The sequence below is a fragment of the Algimonas arctica genome (assembly GCF_014652695.1).
Classification (GTDB): domain Bacteria; phylum Pseudomonadota; class Alphaproteobacteria; order Caulobacterales; family Maricaulaceae; genus Litorimonas; species Litorimonas arctica.
Genome location: NZ_BMZH01000007.1, coordinates 41,755 through 61,628, shown reverse-complemented (window position 1 = coordinate 61,628; position 19,874 = coordinate 41,755). Strand labels below are relative to the sequence as shown.

Genomic DNA, 19,874 nt, shown 5'->3' with positions numbered 1-19,874 from the left:
CTGCCACACGCCTTAGCGCTTGGCAATTCCGTCACTGCCCTTGCGAAGGATACCGAATATGGCGCGCGCGCCATCGGCATCTCGCGCAATCTGTTGCCTCAAGTCTTCGAAACTGTCGAATTTTTTCTCGTCTCGGATGAAGCTTCGGAAGCGAACGGTGAGACGTTGTCCGTAAATATCCCGATCAAAGTCGAAAATATGGACTTCAAGGCGCGCTTCGTCGCCATCGACCGTCGGGCGCGTGCCTGTGTTGGCGACGGCAGGCCGCCATTCGGCCTCGCCCGCGACATGACATTCGACCGCATAAACGCCAAACTTCGGACGCACGAGATCGCCAAAATCAAGATTAGCGGTCGGGAAATTGATTGTCCGTCCGCGCTGTTGTCCCATGGCAACAATACCGTCGACCATCCACGGGCGCGACAGCATATGTTGGGCGTGAAAGACGTCACCCTGTTGCAGGGCTTTTCTGATTTCGGTCGAGCCATATTTACCGTAGAGCTTGTGCAATCCAACCGGGGACACGGCGGTGACGCCAATCCCGCGGTCCGCGCAAAGCCGCGTCAGGCTCTCCACATTGCCGCACCGGTTTTTACCGAAGCCATAGTCTTCGCCGACGACAACATGGCGGATGCCTAGACCTTGGTGCAAAACTGTCTCGACGAATTCTTCGTCGTCCATATCGCGCAGAGCCACATTGAACGGGAGCTCGAATAATACATCCACGCCCAGATCGCCGAGCAAGCCTTCGCGCAGCCCTCCGCTCATGAGGCGAAAGGGCGGGGCATCGGGTTTGAAATAACGGTAAGGGTGCGGCCTGAACAAGCCAATCCCAACGGGAGCGCCCTGCGCCGCCGCGATTTCGCGGACTTGGGCAATCACGGCCTGATGCCCCCGGTGCAACCCATCGAAATTACCCAGCGCAATAACCGCGCCGCGGACCTCATCCGGGATATCTGTATAGCGGTTGAAGGACCTCACGGGATTTAGTCTGTCGGTCGTTTCGAGACAAACACGCCCGCATCACCGCGGCAGATTTTCACGCCTTTGACTTCGCAATGACATTTCATTTTCACGCGACCTGTGCGCTCATTAATCTCATCTACTGTCGCGACGGCTGTGATTTCATCCCCGATCATCGCCGGTTTGCGAAAGCGCAAGTTCAGCTCGACAAAGATCGCGCCTGGACCGGGCAACTCATTGCCAAGGACAGCTGAGATAAAGCTAGCTGACAAAGCGCCGTGCGCAATGCGGCCGCCAAACTGCGTCGTCTTGGCATAGGCTTCGTCGACATGAATGGGATTATGATCGCCCGTAATGTCGGCGAACGTGTCGATCATCTCAGCCGTGATGGTTGCCGTTGTGCTGGCGCTCATCCCGACGGTGAGGTCTTCGAGGTAATATTTTACAATGTCTTTCATGGCGTTGGCCTATACAAAGAGGGCGCCATTAAAGGCAAGTGCCACTTTACCACGCAAGTTCAGAGAGTTGGTAGCGCGCAGAGAGACCATTCTTCTCACATATCGCTCTGAATTCCTTAGCCGTTTTCCCATAAAGTCCGTCCTGAATGAACAAACAATCGATCCCTTCGCGCTGCGCACCGAGCACATCGGTGAAGAGGTTATCGCCAATCATTAGAATGCGTTCCGGTGCATAACCCAGCGTTTCTTCGAGCCACGCGCGACCCAGGTAATAAATCGGGTGATGGGGTTTGCCGCCGTAAACGACCTCTCCGCCCATACGTTCATAGACCTGCGCAATCGCGCCCGCGCACCAAACCTCACGCCCCTCGATTTGCACTTTGACGTCGGGGTTCGTGCAAACCATGTCTAATTCGCGGTCGAGCAACTCTTGCAGTAACTCCTCATAGCTCTCAGGGTCGTCATCATAATCATACGGCCCCGTGCAGACGACAAAGGCGGCATCGTCAATTTCGGCAAAATGCATCGGCACCTGATCGAACAAACCAAAACCCTCTTCGCCCTCCTCATCGACCGTGCCGATCAGGAACGCCGGACCGGGCGAGCGCCGCGCAAGCTCATTCACGATCGCGTCGCCAGACGTGACGATTGCATCGAAAAATCCATCCGGCATTTCAATCTGCGCGAAACTTTCGGGAACATAGGCGCTGGGCCGCGAGGTATTGGACATAAGCACGACCGGACCGATTTCATCGCGGTACCGTTCTAGCGCGCCACAGGCGGCGAAATTCGGGCGACGTCCATTATGCACGACCCCCCAAATGTCACAGAAAATCGCATCATATTCGTAGGCAATATCGGCAAGGCCGGAAATCGGTTGGAAAGAAAGCTGGGTCATGAGCGCGCTTTAACGGATCGCGTTACACTGTCACGCGGCGAAATCATTGATCGCCGAGATCACGCCGCAACCCGTCAATACTCCCGTCCCAATTCTGCCCATCAAAAGCAATCCGGCGCCCGACCGTCAGGCCCTCGACACAGCGCGCATTGACGCTCCAACCGTTTGGATGGCTTCGTGGACGATAGAGTGATTTAATCCCGCACGTACCGCAAAACAGATGATCTGCCGTTCTGGATCCGAACTGATAGGATATGAGCCCGTCGCGCCCCGACAAAAACCGTAAGTCTGCCGCGTCAACAAAGACATGGGCATGACCCGTCATCACGCAGAGCGAGCAATTACAGTCCGTCACATCGACGATATCCGGAGCGTCGAATTCAAACTGAACGGCGCCGCAATGGCAACCGCCCAAATATGTTGGCACTATTGCGCCCCAATCGGGCTGCCGGGCGGAAGCGCCTTTGGGGCCGGAATTGAGGCTACGCCCGCGCGCGGCGCCTCCATAAGGCGTTCAATTTCCCGCGCCAGCCAACCATCATTTCGCGTGTTGGACAGAGTCAGCGCGCGACGCATGCGCCCCAGCGTGTCTTCCGCCGCTGCGCGAACCGCAGGCGGATGGTCGCCCGCCGCCAAGTCAGCCAGCGTGTAGGCGAGGCGCGCACGAACGACATTGGCGATTTCGCCCTGACGTCCTTCGCGCGGGAAGCCCATCACAGCCGTCCGGGTTGCGGCCATAACCTCGTCAATACCAGGGTTGGCCGGATCGCGGCGGTGAAATTCGACCAAACGATTGAGCCGCTGCGGATGTAAGAGCACATCTAAAGTCAAATCCGCTGCCGTATCCGCCGCAGCGACGACATCAAACGCCGGATAGGCCGTTTTGCGGAATAATTCACGATCATTGTCGGCAAAAGAAAACGTTCCAAGCCGCGGCGTCAGTCGGTTCAACACACTATCGGGAATATCGAGCGCTTGCGGATCAAGCGTCGCCAAAACAGCGCGCAAAGCCTCACGCTGCTTGGCCGGCGCGACGATTTCGGCCTCCATCGCCTCACCGATAGCGGCGTAATCGAACCGCATACCGCCGATGGATTTTGCCGCGGCCGCCGTTTGGAAACGGTGATAGAGATAAATCGGAACCAGCGCCGCATTCAAGTCGGATTGGGTCCACCCTTCCGACATATTATCCGGTCCAAACCGCGCGAGCGCATAAGCCCGTACCGCCATGACATTGCCCAAGCTGGCAACAGCGTCAGTTCCATTGTCCCACACACTCCCATCGGGATGACCGGACCCGGCGCCGCGCCCATCGCTATCCGCGACATAGGACAGACCGCGCGCATAGGCGTCGTCCAGAATGGCATCACGCTGAACATCCGTGTGGTCGCCATAGAGCCAAGTGGCCGTGACCTTGTCCCAATCGCCAATGCCAACACCGTAAACGTGGGACAGGTCCAATTCTCCGTCGATCAGCCGGACGTCCATCGCCGGATAGTCCATGACCGATGCATTATCGTCTGAGCTCGCCGCAAAATTATGCATGAAGCCAAGCGAATGGCCGATTTCATGGGCCGAGAGCTGGCGAATGCGCATTAAGGCGAGCTGCACCGGGTCATCGGCATCGCCGCTATCGGTTTTACCCGCGCCGAGCAGCCCTTCGAAAATCATCCGGTCTTGGCGCACACGCAAGGAGCCGAGATTAACGTGGCCTTTGAGCATTTCACCTGTGCGCGGATCTGACACGCCGCCGCCATAGGACCAGCCGCGCGTTTGACGGTGAACCCACTGCACCACCGTGTACCGCACATCGAGCGGATGAATATCGTCCGGTAGGATTTCGACGCGGTAGCCATCGGGATAACCGGCCTCGGCAAAGGCCTCACCCCACCACTGCGCCCCTTCGACCAGCGCACTGCGGATCGGTTCGGGCGCACCGCCATCAATATAGACGACGATGGGTTTGATCGTCTTGCCGTCCGCGTCTTTTTGCAAACGATAGCGCCGCGCCAGACGCGTCTCAATCGGTGCGGATAATGGCGCGCTATAATTATAATGGACTTCCTCGATCGCGGCCGCGCGCGGATCAGAGATTAGCGGTTCGTAGCCCGCGTCCGGCAAACGCACGAAACTATGATGTTGGACCAGCGTCGCCGTTTTACCATTGGCCGCCGTCGTTGCCACTTCGCGACCTGCATCGGCGGTTTCTAATGTGAAGAAAATATCGAACTCGGCATTATCGGGAAAGCTGAACACATTATCTGTATCAATAAAGGTCCGGTCCGATTGCACGGAGAAGCTGCCTTGATCCGCGTCTTTGAGAAATTGTTGTAAGCCGAGCACGTCGCTGCGCAGGAAGTCTGTCATGTCGATGATCAAGCCGCCATCGCGTCCGACAATGTCGAAACTAGCAAGGAAGGACGGCGCGAAACTTTCCGCCACGGCGCGCTCTTCCAATGGATTGTCTGACGAGGCGCGGTACCGCAGGTTGGGTTGCTCTAACACGACTTTGTTGCCGCGCTGGCGGAAGATTACGATCTTGCCGCTATCACCCCAACCCCGGTCCAACCCGACCGGGTTAGACCCGAGGCCGGAGGTTAGCCGCGCCGTATGGATGGCCTCAAGTGCGACCCCGTCCGCGTCCGGCGCAGGCAGTCGCGCCAGAACTTTGCCGTCCCCTACGTCAACATAAAGATCAATAAATCCATCTCGCGCGTCCAACCCGGATAGCGGGTCAGAGCCACTCTTATTGGCCGGTTGGCAGGCGATGAGGAGGAGAATGGGAAGGATATAAGATAGAATGCGCATAGGCGTGTCTAACCCGCGATTTATGAAAAGGGGAAGAGGACTTGTGGATTTGCAGTCAAGAAGAGTGCATCGCCCTTGGCAAACCCGCGCCGTCGCGGCATGGCGCACCGCATGGATAAGACCCCCACAATCGACTTTAATGATTTCATGGCTGTCGACATTCGGATCGGCACCATCATCGAGGCGGCCCCTTTCCCGGAAGCGCGGAAACCTGCCATCAAAATGCAAATCGATTTCGGGGCTGATATCGGCGTGAAAAAATCATCTGCACAGATTACAGTCCACTACAGTCCCGACACTTTGATCGGACAACAAGTCATGGCCGTCGTTAATTTTCCGCCGCGCCAAATCGGTCCCATCATGTCCGAGGTCCTGACACTCGGCTTTGCAGACGCGACGGGTGCCATCGTACTCGGCCAGCCTGAACAACTCGTGCCCAATGGGAGCCGCCTGATTTGACCATCCCCCCTTGCCAAATTTACCTTATCACCCCGCCCGTGATCGACGACGTTGAGGCGTTTCTGCCTGTTTTGGAAAGCGCGCTCTCCGCTGCGCCCGTGGCATGCCTACAAATTCGTCTCAAAAATTTGGAGGATTCAGCACTGGTTCAGGTGGCAACGCCTATCTGTGCCATGGCTCAGCGGTTCGGTGTTGCCGTCATCTTGAATGACCGCCCCGATCTTGTTGACCCTATTGGCGCTGACGGCGTGCATATCGGCCAAGAGGATATGGACTATTTGTCATCGCGAGAACTGTTGGGCGGGGATGCCATTATCGGCGTGACCTGCCACAATTCGAAACAGCTCGCTTTTGAAGCCGCGGGCGCAGGCGCGGACTATGTCGCTTTCGGCGCGTTCTTTGAAACGACGACGAAAGAACCTAAGACTCACGCTGAATTGGAGATTTTGTCGTGGTGGCAACATGCAATGGAAACACCGGTGGTCGCAATTGGCGGCATCACGCCGGACAATGCGAAATCAGTGATCGACGCGGGCGCGGATTTTATCGCCGTGTCAGCGGGCGTGTGGGCCTGGCCAGACGGGCCGGCCGCCTCTGTGCGCTTGCTCTCGTCGCTCTGTCTGGAACCGCGCTCAGCCTAAGCCCGGCACTCGCCAATGTCCCGACCCTGTCGCCCGTACAAGCGTCAGCCGATTTCGACACAGCGCTAACCGCTTACCAAACCCGTGATTTTAATCGCGCGCTCCGACTTGGCAAAACCGCGGCCAAAGCCGGTAGCCTCGAAGCCGCCGTAATGGTGGGTCATATTCTTCGCAAGGGCGAAGCCGGCACGGTCAACCTCAAAGACGCGCGTCGCTATTATGAAATGGGCGCAGCCCGCAGCCACCCCGACGCGCTCGTCGCGCTTGGCGACATGGCCTTAAACGGCGAAGCGGGCCTGACCGATGAGGATGCCTACGCCTATCTCCTGCGCGCCTCTGAGGCCGGACGGGTCGACGCCACGCGCGCCCTCGCCGAGATGACGCGCACAGGACGCGGCGCGCCCCAGAGCTTGGACGATGAACGCGACCTGCTGGAACGGGCCATCGCCTCGTTCGACAAGGGCGCGACCAAACGACTGGCTGACACCTACCTTGAAACCGATCCCAAAAAAGCGTTGGACCTATACGAACAGGCGGCCGAAGCGGGCGACGCTGACGCGGCCTATGCCGCCGGCATCATGTACGCCCAAGCCTTTGAAGTTCGCCCCGATGAAGAACGCTCCGCCTTCTGGTTAGCCACCGCCGCCAACGCTGGCCACGCCGCCGCACAAGCGGATTACGGCCTGCTAGTCTATCAAGGTGCTGGCGTTCCACGCGACGAGATGCAAGCCGCCGATTGGTTCCGCCAATCGGCCGAAGCCGGCGATACGGAAGGCATGTTCCTCTACGCGTTCACCCTCGCCAAAGGCGAAGGCCTCGCGCAAGATTTTGGCGAGTCTTATTATTGGCTCCTAAAATCCGGCGACAGCACAGTCGATGATTATCAAGAAGACCGCGCGACGTTGCGCCAGCGGTTAGAAGATAATGTCGATCCCGAGGTATTGGCAGCGGCGCGGGCGAAGCTGGATGGGCAATAGCTTGAGTTGTAACTCTGGCTCTTATTTCAATGCCGCCTCTAATTCCGAAATCACAGCCTCGCCGCGAATGATCAATTCATCAATATTGCGAGAAAGTCCTATTTTTCCATAGAGCAGCACTTGGAACTGTTCGCGCGCGTCTGGCAGACGGTCCCAGTCATATCGCGCCAATAGACTTTCCCCGTTCATGCCAAAATCCGGATTCACATAAATGGCGGTATGAAATCCATCATGCGTTGCGGAGGCCCGCGCCAGCATTAGCCCGCCCAAGACTTGATGCTGATCGCTGACCTGATGGTAACGCGTCAATGCCGTTCGCAGTGCCGGAGACATTAAGTCTGATAACCCACCCGCAGACAGTAATTCTGTCAAGGTTATCGGCTCTGCCGGGGCGGTCACGAAACTGCCTGCAGAACGCAAAGTGTCGAGAAATTCTACCGTGTCCGCAGGTTCCATTTGATCACGAATAATACGCAACACGTCTCGTGTTTTTTCCAACACCAGATCACTATTCGTTTTCGCCGTTCGAATTTCGGCCAGTGTTTGCGTGAACTCAGATTGAAGCTGCTCAATCACGGCCACCTCTTTCGCTGCCGCCCGCGAGACATCGTTCCAGTTGGCGACTTGCAAACCGATGAACACGCCGAACACGACGATGAGAAAATCGAGTCCGACAGCGAACCAATTCTGGTCTTCGACGTGTTTCGTGAGGTGGCGGAGAAGCATAATTCGTCTCACAGTTTAGAGCAGAAAACTCTGCAATTTCATCGCCGCGGGCATGGCGTTATTACGCAAGCGCGTGAGGATATCGACGACCTCGGGATCGTCCATATCGGCGCTGCGGATGAGACCGGAGAAGCCGTCGAGACGGTTGGCACGAATCCAGCGTTGTAACGCTTTGTCTTGAGACCAAATCGCTTGGTTCATCATATTGGCCGCTTGCATGCGGACGAAATCATCGAGCGTATCGGGCAGCGGCACAACTCCCGCGCGGGAGTTCTTATCCATGTCCGAACCGCCTAGCCCTTCAAGATGAGCGATGAAGGAGGCTGAAAACGTGGGCTGATAGGCCCGCACGGTTTGTAGGGTAATCCGGACATTTTTAAAAACCGCCGTCGTGTTTTTATTCTGTACGGCCGACGCCGAGCAATCGACGTGGACATGGTCGGGGCTGGTCGGGATATTGCCTTCGGCCAGTATGATTTCGGTCTCCGAAATATGGCTGACACGCCCCAAACGCACGACGTTTTTGATGGTGCGAAGCGCCTCGAGTTCCGCCCGACTAATCGTCGGCGCGTGGAACATTTTCGGGCGCACAGTGGGGTCGAGCCGAACAAAATATCCGCAGGATTCGAGCCGATCATACATGTCATCGCGGTCCGTCGCATTCGCCATTGCCTCAAAAGCGGCCGCTTGAACGCCCATGGTTTTCTTGAAAAACTCCGGCCTCGGTTGTGTCGCGGCGCGGTCATGCATCCAGCCATCGCGAGAGATGATCCAGGTCAGCTGATCCGGGTCCGCACCCTGCTCTAACAGCCAGAGCAACGCGTCAATGCCAGTTTTTCCGCCCCCGATAATAACGTAACCCGCCGGGGGTTTTTCAAGCGCCGCAATATTGCCGCACGGCATGAAATTGACGCCCTCGCCAATTGTAAAGCTCGGTGTATGGTTGGCGGGCACAGCGTTCTGCCAATAGGTGGCGTCCACCAACGTATCGAATGCGACCTCGCTCACTTTACCCGACCGAGTATTCATCACCTTGCCCACGCCTTGGGTTTCGGAGCCTTGATAGTCATGGCTGGACAAATAGGTCACACGGCCCGTCGGGAGCAGCGTGTCGCGCATCACGGCCTCATAATAGCCCTGAATTTCCGGCAGCGTGGCGAGGTCAGCCAACCCTTTATTAAAGCCCGTTTCGTCAATTCGGCCTGCACTCAATTCCCGCGAAGCCACACCATAAAAGCTCGACGGTTGATGCAAGGTGACGAAGGGATAAGCGATATTCCAGTGGCCGCCCGGTCGCGCATGGCGATCCACAATTGTGATTGTCGCATCCGTTTCCGCCACCAGCGTGTCGGCAAACGCCATGCCCATCGCGCCTGCGCCAACCAGCAAATAATCAGTTTTTATGGGGTTCGTCATCACGGACCTATGACCGTCGAGTGTCATGATCGCAAAGAAAAAGCGCCCAAAAGGCGCTTCAAGATTGAATAGCTAAAAGCCGATCCTAACCAAGTGTGCGTGCGAGGCGGAAACCAAAGTCATCATAGCGATGTTCCTTGGTGTAACGCAGGCGCTTGGCTGCGCGCATTTGATAGCCATGCGTAACCCAAGATCCGCCGCGAATAATACGCGCATCGCAATCGCCGTCACGACGCGGCGATCCATCTCCCGGATTACCGGAATGACCCGCGACATAACAGTCACTGACGAATTCATAGACATTGCCGTGAATGTCATAAACGCCAAAACTATTGGCGGGATAACTGCCAACGGGGACAGTTTTGCGAATATAATCCCCCGCTTGCGCATTTGGGCCATAAGGGAACTTGCCGTTAAAATTGGCGAAGCGGTCGCTGATGGCTTGGCCTGATCCGGTTGAAAACGGCAGTTGCTTGCCGGCGCGGGCGACATATTCCCATTCCGCTTCGGATGGCAAACGATAGGCCAGACCGGTCTTTTTATTGAGCCATAGAATATAACTCTGAATGTCATCATAACTGATATTTGTGACCGGGCGCTTGCCCTTGCCCCAGCCATTATCACTCGGCCTGTAGCCGTTACAGCCGCCCTCGCTCACACAGAGGTTCCAGTCATTGAATGTCACTTCATAGCGTCCAATCTCGAACGCATAATCTATCGAAACGGGAATCTGCGGACCCTCATTGCGGTCACGTTTGGCTTGATTTTGAGGGCTACCCATCAAAAATCTCCCCGGTTGGATGACGACCATTTCTGGGACACCTTCGGGGCGGGCGGGCTGTTTAGGAATTGAGCCCTGTTCGCGCTCACGCAAGCGGCGCAATCGCGCAGCCGGGCGATCATCGATAGCACTGATATAGGGATCGTTGCTTTGGGCGAAGGCGGTATCCGGCGTTCCTGTAAGCGCGCCCAAACCAGCAACACCGATCAAAGCTATGGCGCTTACCATACTTGGTTTTACGAGATCAAATCCCACGAAATCCTCCACCTTCAATCTCGCTCGCCAGTTCCACTCCCAACCCAAGCTCAAATGCATCTAGTCGTTATGTTCTAATCCGACCAGCGTTAAGGAAACACTATTAGCAGCTGCGCTTTTTCATCAGCTCAGGCAGCGTCATGCGTTTTGATCAATCCTAATGATCAAACCCGGGGTTCGTTCGCGCCAGCTTACGCATCAGGCCCGGCCAAACGAGATTATCCCCCATGCCCGGCATGAACGCGGCTGCGCCTTGCTGATACACCCGGTCGCCCATCGCCTCCGGCTCTTCGATCAAGTTTTCGGTCCCCGCCGCTTGGGCGAGAATTTGGACCCGACACGCGTTTTCGAGGAAATATGTGCGAAGAAACGCCGTGCCAGCACTCGGCCCGCAGGTCAGTGTGCCGTGGTTGCGTAACATCAATAGCGACTTGGTGCCGAGGTTGGCGACGATCCGCTCGCGTTCTTCGAGGTTCAACGCAATGCCCTCATAATCATGATAAGCGAGATCATTATAAACCTGCATCGACATTTGCGTGTAGCGTCTCAACCCGCCCTTTTGGGCTGACACGGCCATGCCGTTCGCGGTGTGGACATGGATGACGAAATGCGCGTCTTCGCGCGCCATGTGCACAGCAGAGTGGATCGTGAAGCCTGCCGGATTGACGAAGTAAGGCGTGTCTTGTTTCACCGTACCGTTCATATCAATTTTCACCAGTGCCGAGGCTGTCATTTCGTCGAACATGACGCCGTAGGGATTGATCAAAAATCGATGTTCCATCTCGCCTTTTTCATTCGCCTCATCCGGAAGACGCGCTGAAATATGGGTGAACACCAGATCGGACCAACCGTGCATGGCGATAAGACGGTAGGTCGCCGCCAAATCCTTGCGAATCTGCCATTCCGCCGCCGAGACTTTACCCTCCAATCGGTCGATCTGTGTCGGGTCAGGAATTAGAAAGCCCGGAGCCGCGTCCATCGCTTGTTGGATTTGATCGCTATTGGTAGGGGCGTTCATGGGCAAACCTCTGTCTCTTCTTTGGATTACTTGCTTGGCGGCCATCATGACTCAATCTGGCTGCTCGGACAAGACTACGTCGTCGCAGGCACAGGCTGCAACGATGCAGGTTGATGCGCCCGATAGAGTCACGCAAACGCGACCCAGAATGACGACACCGATCTTACAGACGAGCCCGTCGGGTTTAACCGCAACGTGGTTGCCATTTGGCGCGCATTTAATTTCCGTTCGCTTGCCCGATGGAACTGATATCCTTGCGAAACACGACCTACCCGAAACCTATCAAGGCGCAGGACCCTATCTCGGCAGCATCATTGGCCGCGTTGCGAACCGGATCGGGGGGGCGGCGTTTACAATTGACGGTCAGTCTTACGCGATTGCCCATAATGACAATGGTCATGCGCTCCATAGCGGCCCCGACGGGTTCGATCGTCAAGTTTGGGACGTCACCCAAGAAGGCGAGGAGCTTGTCTTCCGCCATACCTCCCCCGCCGGGGATCAAGGGTATCCGGGCAACCTTGATGTTACGCTGCGAACGCGGTTGAGCGACAACGAACTCCAAATAACATTCATCGCGATCACAGATGCACCGACCCCCGTCAATTTGAGCCAGCATGGCTATTGGAATCCAACAGGCCTGTTCGATCGTCGGCTTGATACGCTCCGGCTCTCATCGCCTGCCGACCGCTATACCGAAGTGGGAGAGGACCTCATTCCGACGGGAATGAGCCCGGCAGTTGACGGGACCCCTTATGATTTCCGCTCACCCCGCCGTATCGGACCGGACTTCATTGATGTGAATCTCTTGGTGCCGGGCGACGGTCTCCGCGAGATGGCGAAATTGACAGATGGCATGCGCAGCGTGACGATTTTGTCTGATTATCCCGGCCTGCAAATCTATTCCGGAGAATCCTTGGACGCTGTAGCGGGGATGAACGCGCGCGCCGCCTTGGCGATGGAACCGCAATATCCGCCCGATGCCATCAATCAACCTGTTGACGGGGAAGACACAATCCTGCGTCCCGGCGAGGTTTATCGCCACACGATTATTTATCGGTTTGACGGTCCAGGATTTGAGGCCGCAGCCCTGAATGACGCCACCCCATGAGTGATTTCGTCCAAAATATTTGGTATTTCGCCGCCATCCGCAGCGATATTCCTAAGAGCGGCTTACTGCGTGTCATCATCGCGGGCGAGCCGATCTGTCTGGGACGTCGCGATGATGGAACCTATTTTGCCATGCGTGATATTTGTCCGCACCGCGCGGCACCGTTTTCCGCAGGCTGCATCAAAGGCGGCACGGTCGAATGTCCCTATCATGGCTGGCGTTTTGGCGTGGAAGATGGCGTCTGCCAAGAGATCCCCGCCCTCACGGCCGACAGTCCGGTCGAGCCCGATCGTATTCGCGTCCGGACCTTCCCCATTGCGCAGACAGATCACATTCTCTGGGTTTGGTTCAGTTCTGACAAGCGCTTCCAAGGCGAGCCGCCCATCGCGCCACCGGCCTTTCCGCTGGTCGACACCAAGCCTGTGATTGATGATGGCGTCCGGCTCAACTGTCATGTCGATCACGCCGTGATTGGCTTGATGGACCCGGCGCATGGTCCATTTGTGCATAAACAATGGTGGTGGCGATCCGAGGCCTCCATGCACGAAAAAGCCAAAGCCTTTGAGCCGCGAGAGCGCGGTTTCGCTATGGCCGCGCATAGCCCATCGTCAAATTCGCTAGCCTATAAATTGCTTGGCGGGAAACCGGTGACTGAGATCACTTTCCAACTGCCCGGTATCCGCACCGAACAAATCACGGTCGGCGATAAGACGGTATTAAGTTTTACGGCGGTGACACCCGAAGACGCCGACCACACGCGCATCCGCCAATTATTTTTCACCGATCACGGCCTGTTCAAAACCTTGTCGCCGATCCTCGCACGGGGGGCGAAGGCTTTCCTGAGACAGGACGCGGATATGGTCGACTTGCAAGCGCAAGGGCTTCGTTTTGATCCAAATTTAATGCTGATCGACGACGCGGATACACAAGCCAAATGGTACCACCAGCTCAAAAAAGCGTGGGCGGTATCGCATGAGACTGGGGCGCCTTTCGTCAATCCGGTCAAAGCCAAAACACTGCGCTGGCGCAGTTAGGGGGACTCACATGTTCAAGAAAATTTTGATCGGGCTACTTGCCCTGCTAGTTGCGGCCTTTGCCTATATTCAATTTATTTTTGTGCCCAATACGGACGCAAAAATGAATACGGTTATTGACCTCGGTCCCTATCCGGTGAGCGACGCCGCACAAGCCCTGCACGACACGCTCTATGTTGCTGATCTACACGCGGATAGCCTGATGTGGCGGCGCGACACAACGAAGCGCCAAAGCCGCGGCCATGTTGATTTGCCGCGTTTACGCGAAGGCAGTGTTGATTTTCAGGTGTTCTCCGCTGTGACGAAAGCGCCGCGCGGTCTGAACTTCGCTGAAAATTCAGCTGACGCGCCTGACAATATTACCTTGGTCGCCGTCGGACAACTCTGGCCGATGCGGACGTGGCAGTCTCTCTACGAGCGTGCCGCCTATCAAGCGCAACGTCTGAATAAATATGAAGCCAAAGCAAAGAATAATCTCGTCATCGCCCGGACAGCGGCAGACCTCAACCAACCGGACGGCACCATCGTCGGCTTACTCTTGACCGAAGGCGCGCATCCGCTTGAAGGGCAAATCGAAAATGTCGAGCGTCTGTTCGATGAAGGCTATCGCGCCATGGGCCTGCAGCATTTCTTTGATAATGAACTCGGCGGATCGCTTCACGGGCTGAGCCAAGCCGGACTGACCGATTTCGGTTTTGATGCTGTGCGCGAGATGTGGCGGCTGAATATTGCCGTCGACCTCGCCCATGCCTCCGAACAAACGTCCCGTGATGTCTTGGCGATGCCCGAAGCCGGACCTGTCTTTATAAGCCACGGCGGCGTCCGCGACGATTGCACCGCGAGCCAGCAACGCAATTTACCGGATGATGTACTGGTCCAAATTTCGCAACGCGGCGGGATTGTCGGCATCGGCTATTTCGAAGGCGCGATCTGCGATATTACGCCAGAGGGTGTCGCCTCAGCGATCCTGTCCGCGGTTGAACTCATGGGCGTCGAAGCTGTTGCTTTGGGGTCTGATTATGACGGCACGGTTACCACCGCGTTTGATACATCACAGCTCGCCGTCATCACGCATCAATTGTTAGACGCGAACGTGTCAGAGGCTGATATTCGCGCGATTATGGGGCAAAATGTCCAGCGCTTCTTTGCTGCCTCACTGCCGCAATAGGATCTCTCATGAAACAGTCTTGGCTTGCAGTTTCGGCTGCCCTTATCGTTGCCTGCTCTCCGGCAGAACCGTCCCCAAAAGCAGACATAAAGCTCGCCACAAAGGTTATGCGCGTCTTGTCAGCGGACGATATGCAAGGGCGACGCGCCGGGACAGACGGTAATACCAAGGCGCGCCTTTATATTGCGGATCAAGCGGCCAAACTAAACGGCGGCGTTGCGCCCAAGGCGTATAGTTTCGCTCGCCCCGTGACCCAGCGAAATGGCGATACGTTCGAGGCCGTCGGCACGAACCTCACCGTGACCGTTCCGGGCAAAACACCCGGCGGACCGATCCTCGAAATCACCGCTCATTTCGATCATCTCGGTGTGCAGGGTGATGCGATCTTTAACGGCGCCGACGATAATGCGTCCGGCGTCGGCGCCTTGCTGGCGATCCTAAAAAGCTTCCGCGCAAACCCGCCCGAGCATGAAGTCCGGATAAGCTGGCTGGATACGGAAGAAGGCGGTTTGGCCGGCGCGGGCGATTATGTCGACACGCAATTGGATGACCGACCACGCGTCAATTTCAACTTAGATATGATCGCTCAGAATGCGGACGGCGTGATTTATATGGCAGGGGCGCACCATACGCCTGCGCTCAAACCCTTAGTCGAACAGGCCGCAGAAACCGTCGATATCGAAGTCCGTTTTGGACATGACCGTCCCCAAGACGGGATGAATAATTGGACGATGCAATCGGATCACGGCGCGTTTCATTCGGTTGGTATTCCGTTCGTTTATTTTGGCGTCGAAGATCACCCGTATTATCATCAAACCACGGATGAGTTCGCGACGATCCCGGTCGCACGCTATCACGCGGCTGTGCAACTTGCGGTGAATATGGCGCATGTGCTGGACGATAATCTCGACGCAATCGCCAAACCTCGCACAGCGCCCGCCATAACGGAGCCTTAAGACCGCCCGGTCACACAGGCGCTATGTCGGATTGGACCGTTTATATGCTGCGCTGTGCGGATGGCTCCCTTTATACGGGGATCGCCAAGGATGCGGTGGCGCGGCTGGCGACCCATAACGCGGGGCGCGGTGCAAAATATACGAAAGCCCGTCGCCCCGTCGCCATGATTTACTCAGAACCCGCAGATTGCCGATCCACCGCGTCCAAACGGGAATATGCGATCAAACAATTACGGCGTTCTGAAAAACTGGCCCTTATTCAATCTTAAAAGCGCGCACAAAAAAGGCCGCTCCGAAGAGCGGCCTGAAAGTTAGTTGACGTGTCAATTATAAGACTTTTTCCAACATATCGGCGAAGTTTTCGCCGTCTCGCGCATCTGCATAAGCTTTCGTGAGCAAGGCGCGCGTTTTGAGATTTAAGTCAGACTTGCTGAGTTGGTCTTCAATTTTGTCGGCCAAGAACTCTTCGCCGTCATCCAGGGCTTCAGCGGCAGCCTTCTCATCATCTGCGAAAAGCGATGTAAAGGACGTCCACGCCCGGTGGGCTTTACCGGCGACGGACCCTGTGGTCACAGCCTCACCGCCAAGCGCGCCCACGGCGGATTGAAATTCTTCAATCAAAAGCAGGCGACGCTGCGCGCGCTCCTGAAAATTGCTTTTAAGCGCATAACTGTCGTCAACCACTTTGCAGCAGGTTTCATAACCCTTGCGGCTATCGATCAGCGTCTTTGTTACTGTGTTCAAAACATCAATATCATTGGTCATGCGTATTTCCTCTCTGTTGTTTGTCCGTTTCGACCCCGAAAGGGCGTCAGTGCTATATCAACGTCCGGACCGCTTCGACTGTTCCATGCCGCTTGACACTTGTGACCCTCAACCCGACATCCTGCGTGTGACTACTGATCCCAAACTCCCTGCGCTGTCGCTATCGCAGCATTTCGCGCGCGAAGTCGGCGACCTGCAACTCACCGATCGCGACACGCCCGCCCAAGCGGTTGGCGCGGTCAGGCGCGTGCTGGACCAAACGGCGGCCCGCTATGCGCGGTCGACGACGGACCCGGCCCTTCAGCGCGCCGGGCAATGGCTCGTGGAAATTGTTAAATCCGGAACCGGACTGATCGACCGCGCCAGTCATGCCGACATCGTCTGGGACGAAGTCGCGAAAGCTCCGGGATTTAAAATCAGCCTGCGCCCGTCGCTTTTTTATGTTGGCGCAGGACTGCTCGGCACAGCCGGATTATTGCAAGGCGTTGGTTTGGCCGTCTGGGGTGCTGCGGCCTTGGCCGGATTACACGCCGTCTCGACGTTAAACCTCTCGCGTCTGCCGTTCTGGCCAAAACCCAAGACAATTACGGACGGCACAGGGCGAACCCGCCGCGCGTCCGCCGTCGTGCGTCTCGATCCGGCGGGGCTGATCTCGCAAGTGACGGACGCGCTGAAAACAGCGGACCATATTTTGCTGCGCCTGTCCGCCCCCACACCCGAAACCCATTGGCATGACGACACGCGGCTGACCGCGCTATTGCAAGGGCTGCTCGAAGCAGGTCGGGCCGATGACTCGCATTACGCGCTGGAACTCGCGCGGCGCGAATTGCCAAGCCTAATGGCTGGCGCGGGCCTCAAACAGGTCGACTATTCCAAAACCTCCGCAGACTGGTTTGACCGTCTGCCAGTCCCGGGTAATTCTGACGGAAAACCCGACATGCAAACCGCCGCCCCCGCCATCGTCACAGAAGACGGTCGCGTTATTCGACGCGGCACTGTGTGGGTGCGCCGGTCATGACCAATAAGAGCCGCAAAGACATTGAATTCGTCGGGTTTGACCTCGGCCACGGCGAAACGGCCCTCGCGCGCGCCTTTGCGCAGGGCCATGCCGAACCGGAAATTCTCGAATATCGCGGCACCCGCAGCGTCGTCACGGCGGTGTCCAAAGAAGGACGTGGAAAACCCATCATCCGGATCGGCGCCGAAGCCCTGACGATCTCTGACGCCAAAATCTGGGCCAAGTTCAAATCATCCGATTTGGACGCGCCCGACGTGCGCGAACCCTTAACGTTGTTCACCAAAGCCTTGATCCAAGGGCTCACGGATGACGGCTCACTACGGGGACCCAAAGAAAGCCATTTCATGATTGGCTGCCCGTCGGGTTGGGGACCCGACGTCCGGACGCATTATCGCAACCTCTTCGTCAAAGCCGCGGGGCTGAGCCAAGCGCGTATCGTCTCTGAATCTCGCGCTGCGCTCATGACCGCGCTAGAACAAGGTTATCTGTCGATGGACGATGCCCGCGCCACCGTCCTGATCGTCGATATTGGCAGCTCCACATCGGACTTCACCTATTGCCGTAATTTGGAAACGGATGATGTCGGTCATAATATCCTTGGCTCTGGCTTGCTGGACACTGAAATCTTTGAGCGCAACCTCGCGCGCCAACCGCAGCGAGAGCAGATTGACGCGCTTCTCAAGAGCCACCCGTCCTATCGTCCCATTTTGGAATATTGGTGCCGCGAAGCCAAGGAAGCCTATTTCACGGGTGAGGATAAACCCGTCGAGATGATCCGCCGCCTGCCGATCAAAACTGATTCCGGGGACAGACTATTGTTCGAAATCCGGATCGATAAAACCGATGCCGACGCAATTTTGTCCAAACCGCTCGACGCTTTGCAAGGTTATAGCTGGCGCAAAGCGTTTGATTTTGCCTTGCGCGAAACAATTGACCGGCTCGGCGGGCGCGACCCTGACACAGTGTTGCTGACCGGCGGAGCCTCGCGGTTGCCGCTCGTCCTTCCGGCGACCAAAGCCGCCTTCCCGAAAGCCCGCGTCATCCGCGGCGCAGAGCCCGAATTCGCCATTTCGCGTGGATTGGCGTGGCTCGGGCGGTTCGAATTCCTCCATGATAGTTTTAAGAACGAAGTCAGCGCTTTGATGGAACCGGACGGCGAGGTCGCGCAGCGCGCCAACGCGGCAGCGCGTACGCTCGGTGAAACGCTCGCCCCGGCACTGGTGGACGGGCTCACAGAGGATTGTATCAAACCCGCGTTCCGCGAATGGCGCGCAGGTCATATCGCGTCCTTGGATCAGGTCGAAGCAGCGCTCACCAAGTCTGTCGCAGATTGGCTCCGGTCCGACACAGCCCAAGCGAAACTGAAACCCGTCATCGGCCGCTGGTTCGCCGGATTGCAGCGTGAGATCGAGACGATCACGGATCCGCTCTGCCGTGAACATGGCCTCCCCGCGATGGTGCTCAGCTTGGATGATTCGAGCCATGTCAGCCAACACCTCGAAGGGCTAAGCCTGACGGCCCCGTCGATTGGTCACTTAGAAACAGATACGGCGTTGCTCGGCACGACCCTGGCAGCGATCCTCGTCAGCGCGCTGCTCGCACATGCCAACCTGTTCGCACCGCTGCTGATGAACCCGCTCGGCCTGTTAATTGGTGGAGCGGTTGCGGGCGGCAGTTTTTTCTACGGCAAAAAGGCGCTGTCCGGTCGCTTCCGTAGCGCCAAAGTCCCTGTTGTGGCCCGACAAGTCCTGACAGAAAAACGCATCGACCAAGCCATCAATAAACAACGCCCAGAATTGATCGAAGGCGTCCGCTCGGCGTGGGATGGGCAAGCGGCAGAGCGGTTTGGCGAGGACCTGACCAAAATGCTTAGTCGTGCTCTGTTGGACCGCGCCGATGAACGCGCCGTCTTATTCTTGATCTAGCGGCGCTATTGGCGGCTCTCCGGGCAAGTCAATCTCCACATTCTCGCCACCGTCCATTTCGATGACAATCCGTGTGCGGGTTTTGCCGTCCTGCGTGACGGTTTCACGCTCGACGCTCAAGTTCTGACCCAGACCCGTGACCACCAGACGATCCTCTACGCCGCGACCGCGCGCAAACCGCACGACCTCTTCGCCATCAATCCAGAGGGCCGTGCCCGCGCCGCCGTCCTTTTCCACCTCGATCCGCGCCGCAAGCTCACTGAGGCGTTCGGACAGGTTGGTGATAATCTCACTATCCGCAATCGCCTCACCGCTTTCGCGGGCTTTATCCGCGATCTCTCTGGATTTTTCTCGCAATTCGGTCAGCTTATCGGAATCATGCGGGTGCGCCGTCGCAGGTGCGGCGAGTGTCATGGCCAAGCCAAATAGAATGAATGAGGCAGTATGTTTCACGGCGGTCTCCTAAGCTTACCGAAATCTTAGCCTCGCAACGCTGGTAT

General features: G+C 56.9%; 21 protein-coding genes. 10 read left to right on the top strand and 11 right to left on the bottom strand.

Annotated features, from left to right (window positions below; genetic code table 11):
* Nucleotides 1-12: 12 nt before the first annotated feature.
* From IE105_RS09535 to IE105_RS09515, 5 genes are read right to left on the bottom strand one after another with little or no spacing between them, the layout of a single operon-like run.
* A complete protein-coding gene (locus tag IE105_RS09535) occupies nucleotides 13-981 on the bottom strand; it encodes a bifunctional riboflavin kinase/FAD synthetase (protein ID WP_189497839.1) in 969 nt (322 codons plus the stop codon).
* 5 nt (nucleotides 982-986) lie between these two features.
* Complete coding sequence (locus IE105_RS09530) at nucleotides 987-1,421, bottom strand: MaoC family dehydratase (protein ID WP_189497837.1); 435 nt, start codon at nucleotides 1,419-1,421, stop codon at nucleotides 987-989.
* Between the two features lie 46 nt (nucleotides 1,422-1,467).
* On the bottom strand, nucleotides 1,468-2,319 hold the full coding sequence (locus IE105_RS09525) for a TIGR01459 family HAD-type hydrolase (RefSeq protein ID WP_189497835.1): 852 nt from the start codon (nucleotides 2,317-2,319) through the stop codon (nucleotides 1,468-1,470).
* 43 nt (nucleotides 2,320-2,362) lie between these two features.
* Nucleotides 2,363-2,746: a GFA family protein gene (locus IE105_RS09520; protein WP_233354089.1), complete on the bottom strand. Its 384-nt coding sequence runs from the start codon at nucleotides 2,744-2,746 to the stop codon at nucleotides 2,363-2,365.
* Nucleotides 2,746-5,127 (bottom strand): zinc-dependent metalloprotease, encoded by a 2,382-nt coding sequence (locus IE105_RS09515; protein WP_189497833.1) that lies wholly within the window; start codon nucleotides 5,125-5,127, stop codon nucleotides 2,746-2,748. The genes IE105_RS09520 and IE105_RS09515 overlap by 1 nt, the downstream gene beginning before the upstream one ends.
* 111 nt (nucleotides 5,128-5,238) lie before the next feature.
* Here IE105_RS09515 and IE105_RS09510 point away from each other — a divergent pair, with 111 nt between their 5' ends.
* The 3 genes from IE105_RS09510 to IE105_RS09500 are packed head-to-tail and all read left to right on the top strand — an operon-like array spanning nucleotide 5,239 to nucleotide 7,204.
* Nucleotides 5,239-5,586 (top strand): tRNA-binding protein, encoded by a 348-nt coding sequence (locus IE105_RS09510; RefSeq protein WP_233354088.1) that lies wholly within the window; start codon nucleotides 5,239-5,241, stop codon nucleotides 5,584-5,586.
* Nucleotides 5,583-6,227 carry a thiamine phosphate synthase gene (thiE, locus tag IE105_RS09505; RefSeq protein ID WP_189497831.1) on the top strand — a complete coding sequence of 215 codons (645 nt, stop codon included), beginning with the start codon at nucleotides 5,583-5,585 and terminating at the stop codon, nucleotides 6,225-6,227. Before IE105_RS09510 ends, thiE begins: the two co-directional genes overlap by 4 nt.
* Nucleotides 6,152-7,204: a tetratricopeptide repeat protein gene (locus IE105_RS09500; RefSeq protein WP_189497829.1), complete on the top strand. Its 1,053-nt coding sequence runs from the start codon at nucleotides 6,152-6,154 to the stop codon at nucleotides 7,202-7,204. Before thiE ends, IE105_RS09500 begins: the two co-directional genes overlap by 76 nt.
* 21 nt (nucleotides 7,205-7,225) lie before the next feature.
* On the opposite strand, the gene IE105_RS09495 is transcribed toward IE105_RS09500, so the two are convergent.
* The 4 genes from IE105_RS09495 to IE105_RS09480 all read right to left on the bottom strand — a co-directional run bounded on the left by IE105_RS09495 (nucleotide 7,226) and on the right by IE105_RS09480 (nucleotide 11,400).
* A complete protein-coding gene (locus IE105_RS09495) occupies nucleotides 7,226-7,930 on the bottom strand; it encodes a hypothetical protein (RefSeq protein WP_189497827.1) in 705 nt (234 codons plus the stop codon).
* Between the two features lie 15 nt (nucleotides 7,931-7,945).
* On the bottom strand, nucleotides 7,946-9,346 hold the full coding sequence (locus tag IE105_RS09490; RefSeq protein WP_189497826.1) for an NAD(P)-binding protein: 1,401 nt from the start codon (nucleotides 9,344-9,346) through the stop codon (nucleotides 7,946-7,948).
* 85 nt (nucleotides 9,347-9,431) lie between these two features.
* Nucleotides 9,432-10,355 (bottom strand): formylglycine-generating enzyme family protein, encoded by a 924-nt coding sequence (locus IE105_RS09485; RefSeq protein WP_189497824.1) that lies wholly within the window; start codon nucleotides 10,353-10,355, stop codon nucleotides 9,432-9,434.
* Between the two features lie 184 nt (nucleotides 10,356-10,539).
* Nucleotides 10,540-11,400 carry a class II aldolase/adducin family protein gene (locus IE105_RS09480; RefSeq protein WP_189497822.1) on the bottom strand — a complete coding sequence of 287 codons (861 nt, stop codon included), beginning with the start codon at nucleotides 11,398-11,400 and terminating at the stop codon, nucleotides 10,540-10,542.
* Nucleotides 11,401-11,548: 148 nt separating this feature from the next.
* Here IE105_RS09480 and IE105_RS09475 point away from each other — a divergent pair, with 148 nt between their 5' ends.
* From IE105_RS09475 to IE105_RS09455, 5 genes are read left to right on the top strand one after another with little or no spacing between them, the layout of a single operon-like run.
* Nucleotides 11,549-12,508 carry an aldose epimerase family protein gene (locus IE105_RS09475; RefSeq protein WP_189497820.1) on the top strand — a complete coding sequence of 320 codons (960 nt, stop codon included), beginning with the start codon at nucleotides 11,549-11,551 and terminating at the stop codon, nucleotides 12,506-12,508.
* Nucleotides 12,505-13,542 carry a Rieske 2Fe-2S domain-containing protein gene (locus tag IE105_RS09470; protein WP_189497818.1) on the top strand — a complete coding sequence of 346 codons (1,038 nt, stop codon included), beginning with the start codon at nucleotides 12,505-12,507 and terminating at the stop codon, nucleotides 13,540-13,542. Before IE105_RS09475 ends, IE105_RS09470 begins: the two co-directional genes overlap by 4 nt.
* 10 nt (nucleotides 13,543-13,552) lie before the next feature.
* On the top strand, nucleotides 13,553-14,710 hold the full coding sequence (locus tag IE105_RS09465) for a dipeptidase (protein WP_189497816.1): 1,158 nt from the start codon (nucleotides 13,553-13,555) through the stop codon (nucleotides 14,708-14,710).
* An 8-nt stretch (nucleotides 14,711-14,718) separates the two neighbouring features.
* Nucleotides 14,719-15,666 carry a M20/M25/M40 family metallo-hydrolase gene (locus tag IE105_RS09460; protein WP_189497814.1) on the top strand — a complete coding sequence of 316 codons (948 nt, stop codon included), beginning with the start codon at nucleotides 14,719-14,721 and terminating at the stop codon, nucleotides 15,664-15,666.
* 23 nt (nucleotides 15,667-15,689) lie between these two features.
* On the top strand, nucleotides 15,690-15,935 hold the full coding sequence (locus tag IE105_RS09455) for a GIY-YIG nuclease family protein (protein WP_189497812.1): 246 nt from the start codon (nucleotides 15,690-15,692) through the stop codon (nucleotides 15,933-15,935).
* 58 nt (nucleotides 15,936-15,993) lie between these two features.
* Here the strand turns inward: IE105_RS09455 and IE105_RS09450 are convergent, their stop codons facing one another.
* Nucleotides 15,994-16,431 carry a PA2169 family four-helix-bundle protein gene (locus IE105_RS09450; protein ID WP_189497810.1) on the bottom strand — a complete coding sequence of 146 codons (438 nt, stop codon included), beginning with the start codon at nucleotides 16,429-16,431 and terminating at the stop codon, nucleotides 15,994-15,996.
* Nucleotides 16,432-16,516: 85 nt separating this feature from the next.
* Here IE105_RS09450 and IE105_RS09445 point away from each other — a divergent pair, with 85 nt between their 5' ends.
* Complete coding sequence (locus tag IE105_RS09445) at nucleotides 16,517-17,449, top strand: hypothetical protein (RefSeq protein WP_189497808.1); 933 nt, start codon at nucleotides 16,517-16,519, stop codon at nucleotides 17,447-17,449.
* Complete coding sequence (locus tag IE105_RS09440) at nucleotides 17,446-19,374, top strand: Hsp70 family protein (protein WP_189497806.1); 1,929 nt, start codon at nucleotides 17,446-17,448, stop codon at nucleotides 19,372-19,374. The genes IE105_RS09445 and IE105_RS09440 overlap by 4 nt, the downstream gene beginning before the upstream one ends.
* Here the strand turns inward: IE105_RS09440 and IE105_RS09435 are convergent.
* Nucleotides 19,360-19,827, bottom strand: a complete 468-nt coding sequence (locus tag IE105_RS09435; RefSeq protein ID WP_189497804.1) for a hypothetical protein — start codon at nucleotides 19,825-19,827, stop codon at nucleotides 19,360-19,362. The genes IE105_RS09440 and IE105_RS09435 overlap by 15 nt on opposite strands.
* Nucleotides 19,828-19,874: the final 47 nt, after the last annotated feature.

Bases quoted from the DNA above. Each gene is read 5' to 3' on its own strand.
- IE105_RS09530 (WP_189497837.1), bottom strand. From the start codon at position 1,421: ATGAAAGACATTGTAAAATATTACCTCGAAGACCTCACCGTCGGGATG.
- IE105_RS09525 (WP_189497835.1), bottom strand. From the start codon at position 2,319: ATGACCCAGCTTTCTTTCCAACCGATTTCCGGCCTTGCCGATATTGCC.
- IE105_RS09515 (WP_189497833.1), bottom strand. From the start codon at position 5,127: ATGCGCATTCTATCTTATATCCTTCCCATTCTCCTCCTCATCGCCTGC.
- IE105_RS09510 (WP_233354088.1), top strand. From the start codon at position 5,239: ATGGATAAGACCCCCACAATCGACTTTAATGATTTCATGGCTGTCGAC.
- IE105_RS09495 (WP_189497827.1), bottom strand. From the start codon at position 7,930: ATGCTTCTCCGCCACCTCACGAAACACGTCGAAGACCAGAATTGGTTC.
- IE105_RS09490 (WP_189497826.1), bottom strand. From the start codon at position 9,346: ATGACGAACCCCATAAAAACTGATTATTTGCTGGTTGGCGCAGGCGCG.
- IE105_RS09485 (WP_189497824.1), bottom strand. From the start codon at position 10,355: ATGGTAAGCGCCATAGCTTTGATCGGTGTTGCTGGTTTGGGCGCGCTT.
- IE105_RS09480 (WP_189497822.1), bottom strand. From the start codon at position 11,400: ATGAACGCCCCTACCAATAGCGATCAAATCCAACAAGCGATGGACGCG.
- IE105_RS09475 (WP_189497820.1), top strand. From the start codon at position 11,549: ATGACGACACCGATCTTACAGACGAGCCCGTCGGGTTTAACCGCAACG.
- IE105_RS09470 (WP_189497818.1), top strand. From the start codon at position 12,505: ATGAGTGATTTCGTCCAAAATATTTGGTATTTCGCCGCCATCCGCAGC.
- IE105_RS09465 (WP_189497816.1), top strand. From the start codon at position 13,553: ATGTTCAAGAAAATTTTGATCGGGCTACTTGCCCTGCTAGTTGCGGCC.
- IE105_RS09460 (WP_189497814.1), top strand. From the start codon at position 14,719: ATGAAACAGTCTTGGCTTGCAGTTTCGGCTGCCCTTATCGTTGCCTGC.
- IE105_RS09455 (WP_189497812.1), top strand. From the start codon at position 15,690: ATGTCGGATTGGACCGTTTATATGCTGCGCTGTGCGGATGGCTCCCTT.
- IE105_RS09450 (WP_189497810.1), bottom strand. From the start codon at position 16,431: ATGACCAATGATATTGATGTTTTGAACACAGTAACAAAGACGCTGATC.
- IE105_RS09445 (WP_189497808.1), top strand. From the start codon at position 16,517: ATGCCGCTTGACACTTGTGACCCTCAACCCGACATCCTGCGTGTGACT.
- IE105_RS09440 (WP_189497806.1), top strand. From the start codon at position 17,446: ATGACCAATAAGAGCCGCAAAGACATTGAATTCGTCGGGTTTGACCTC.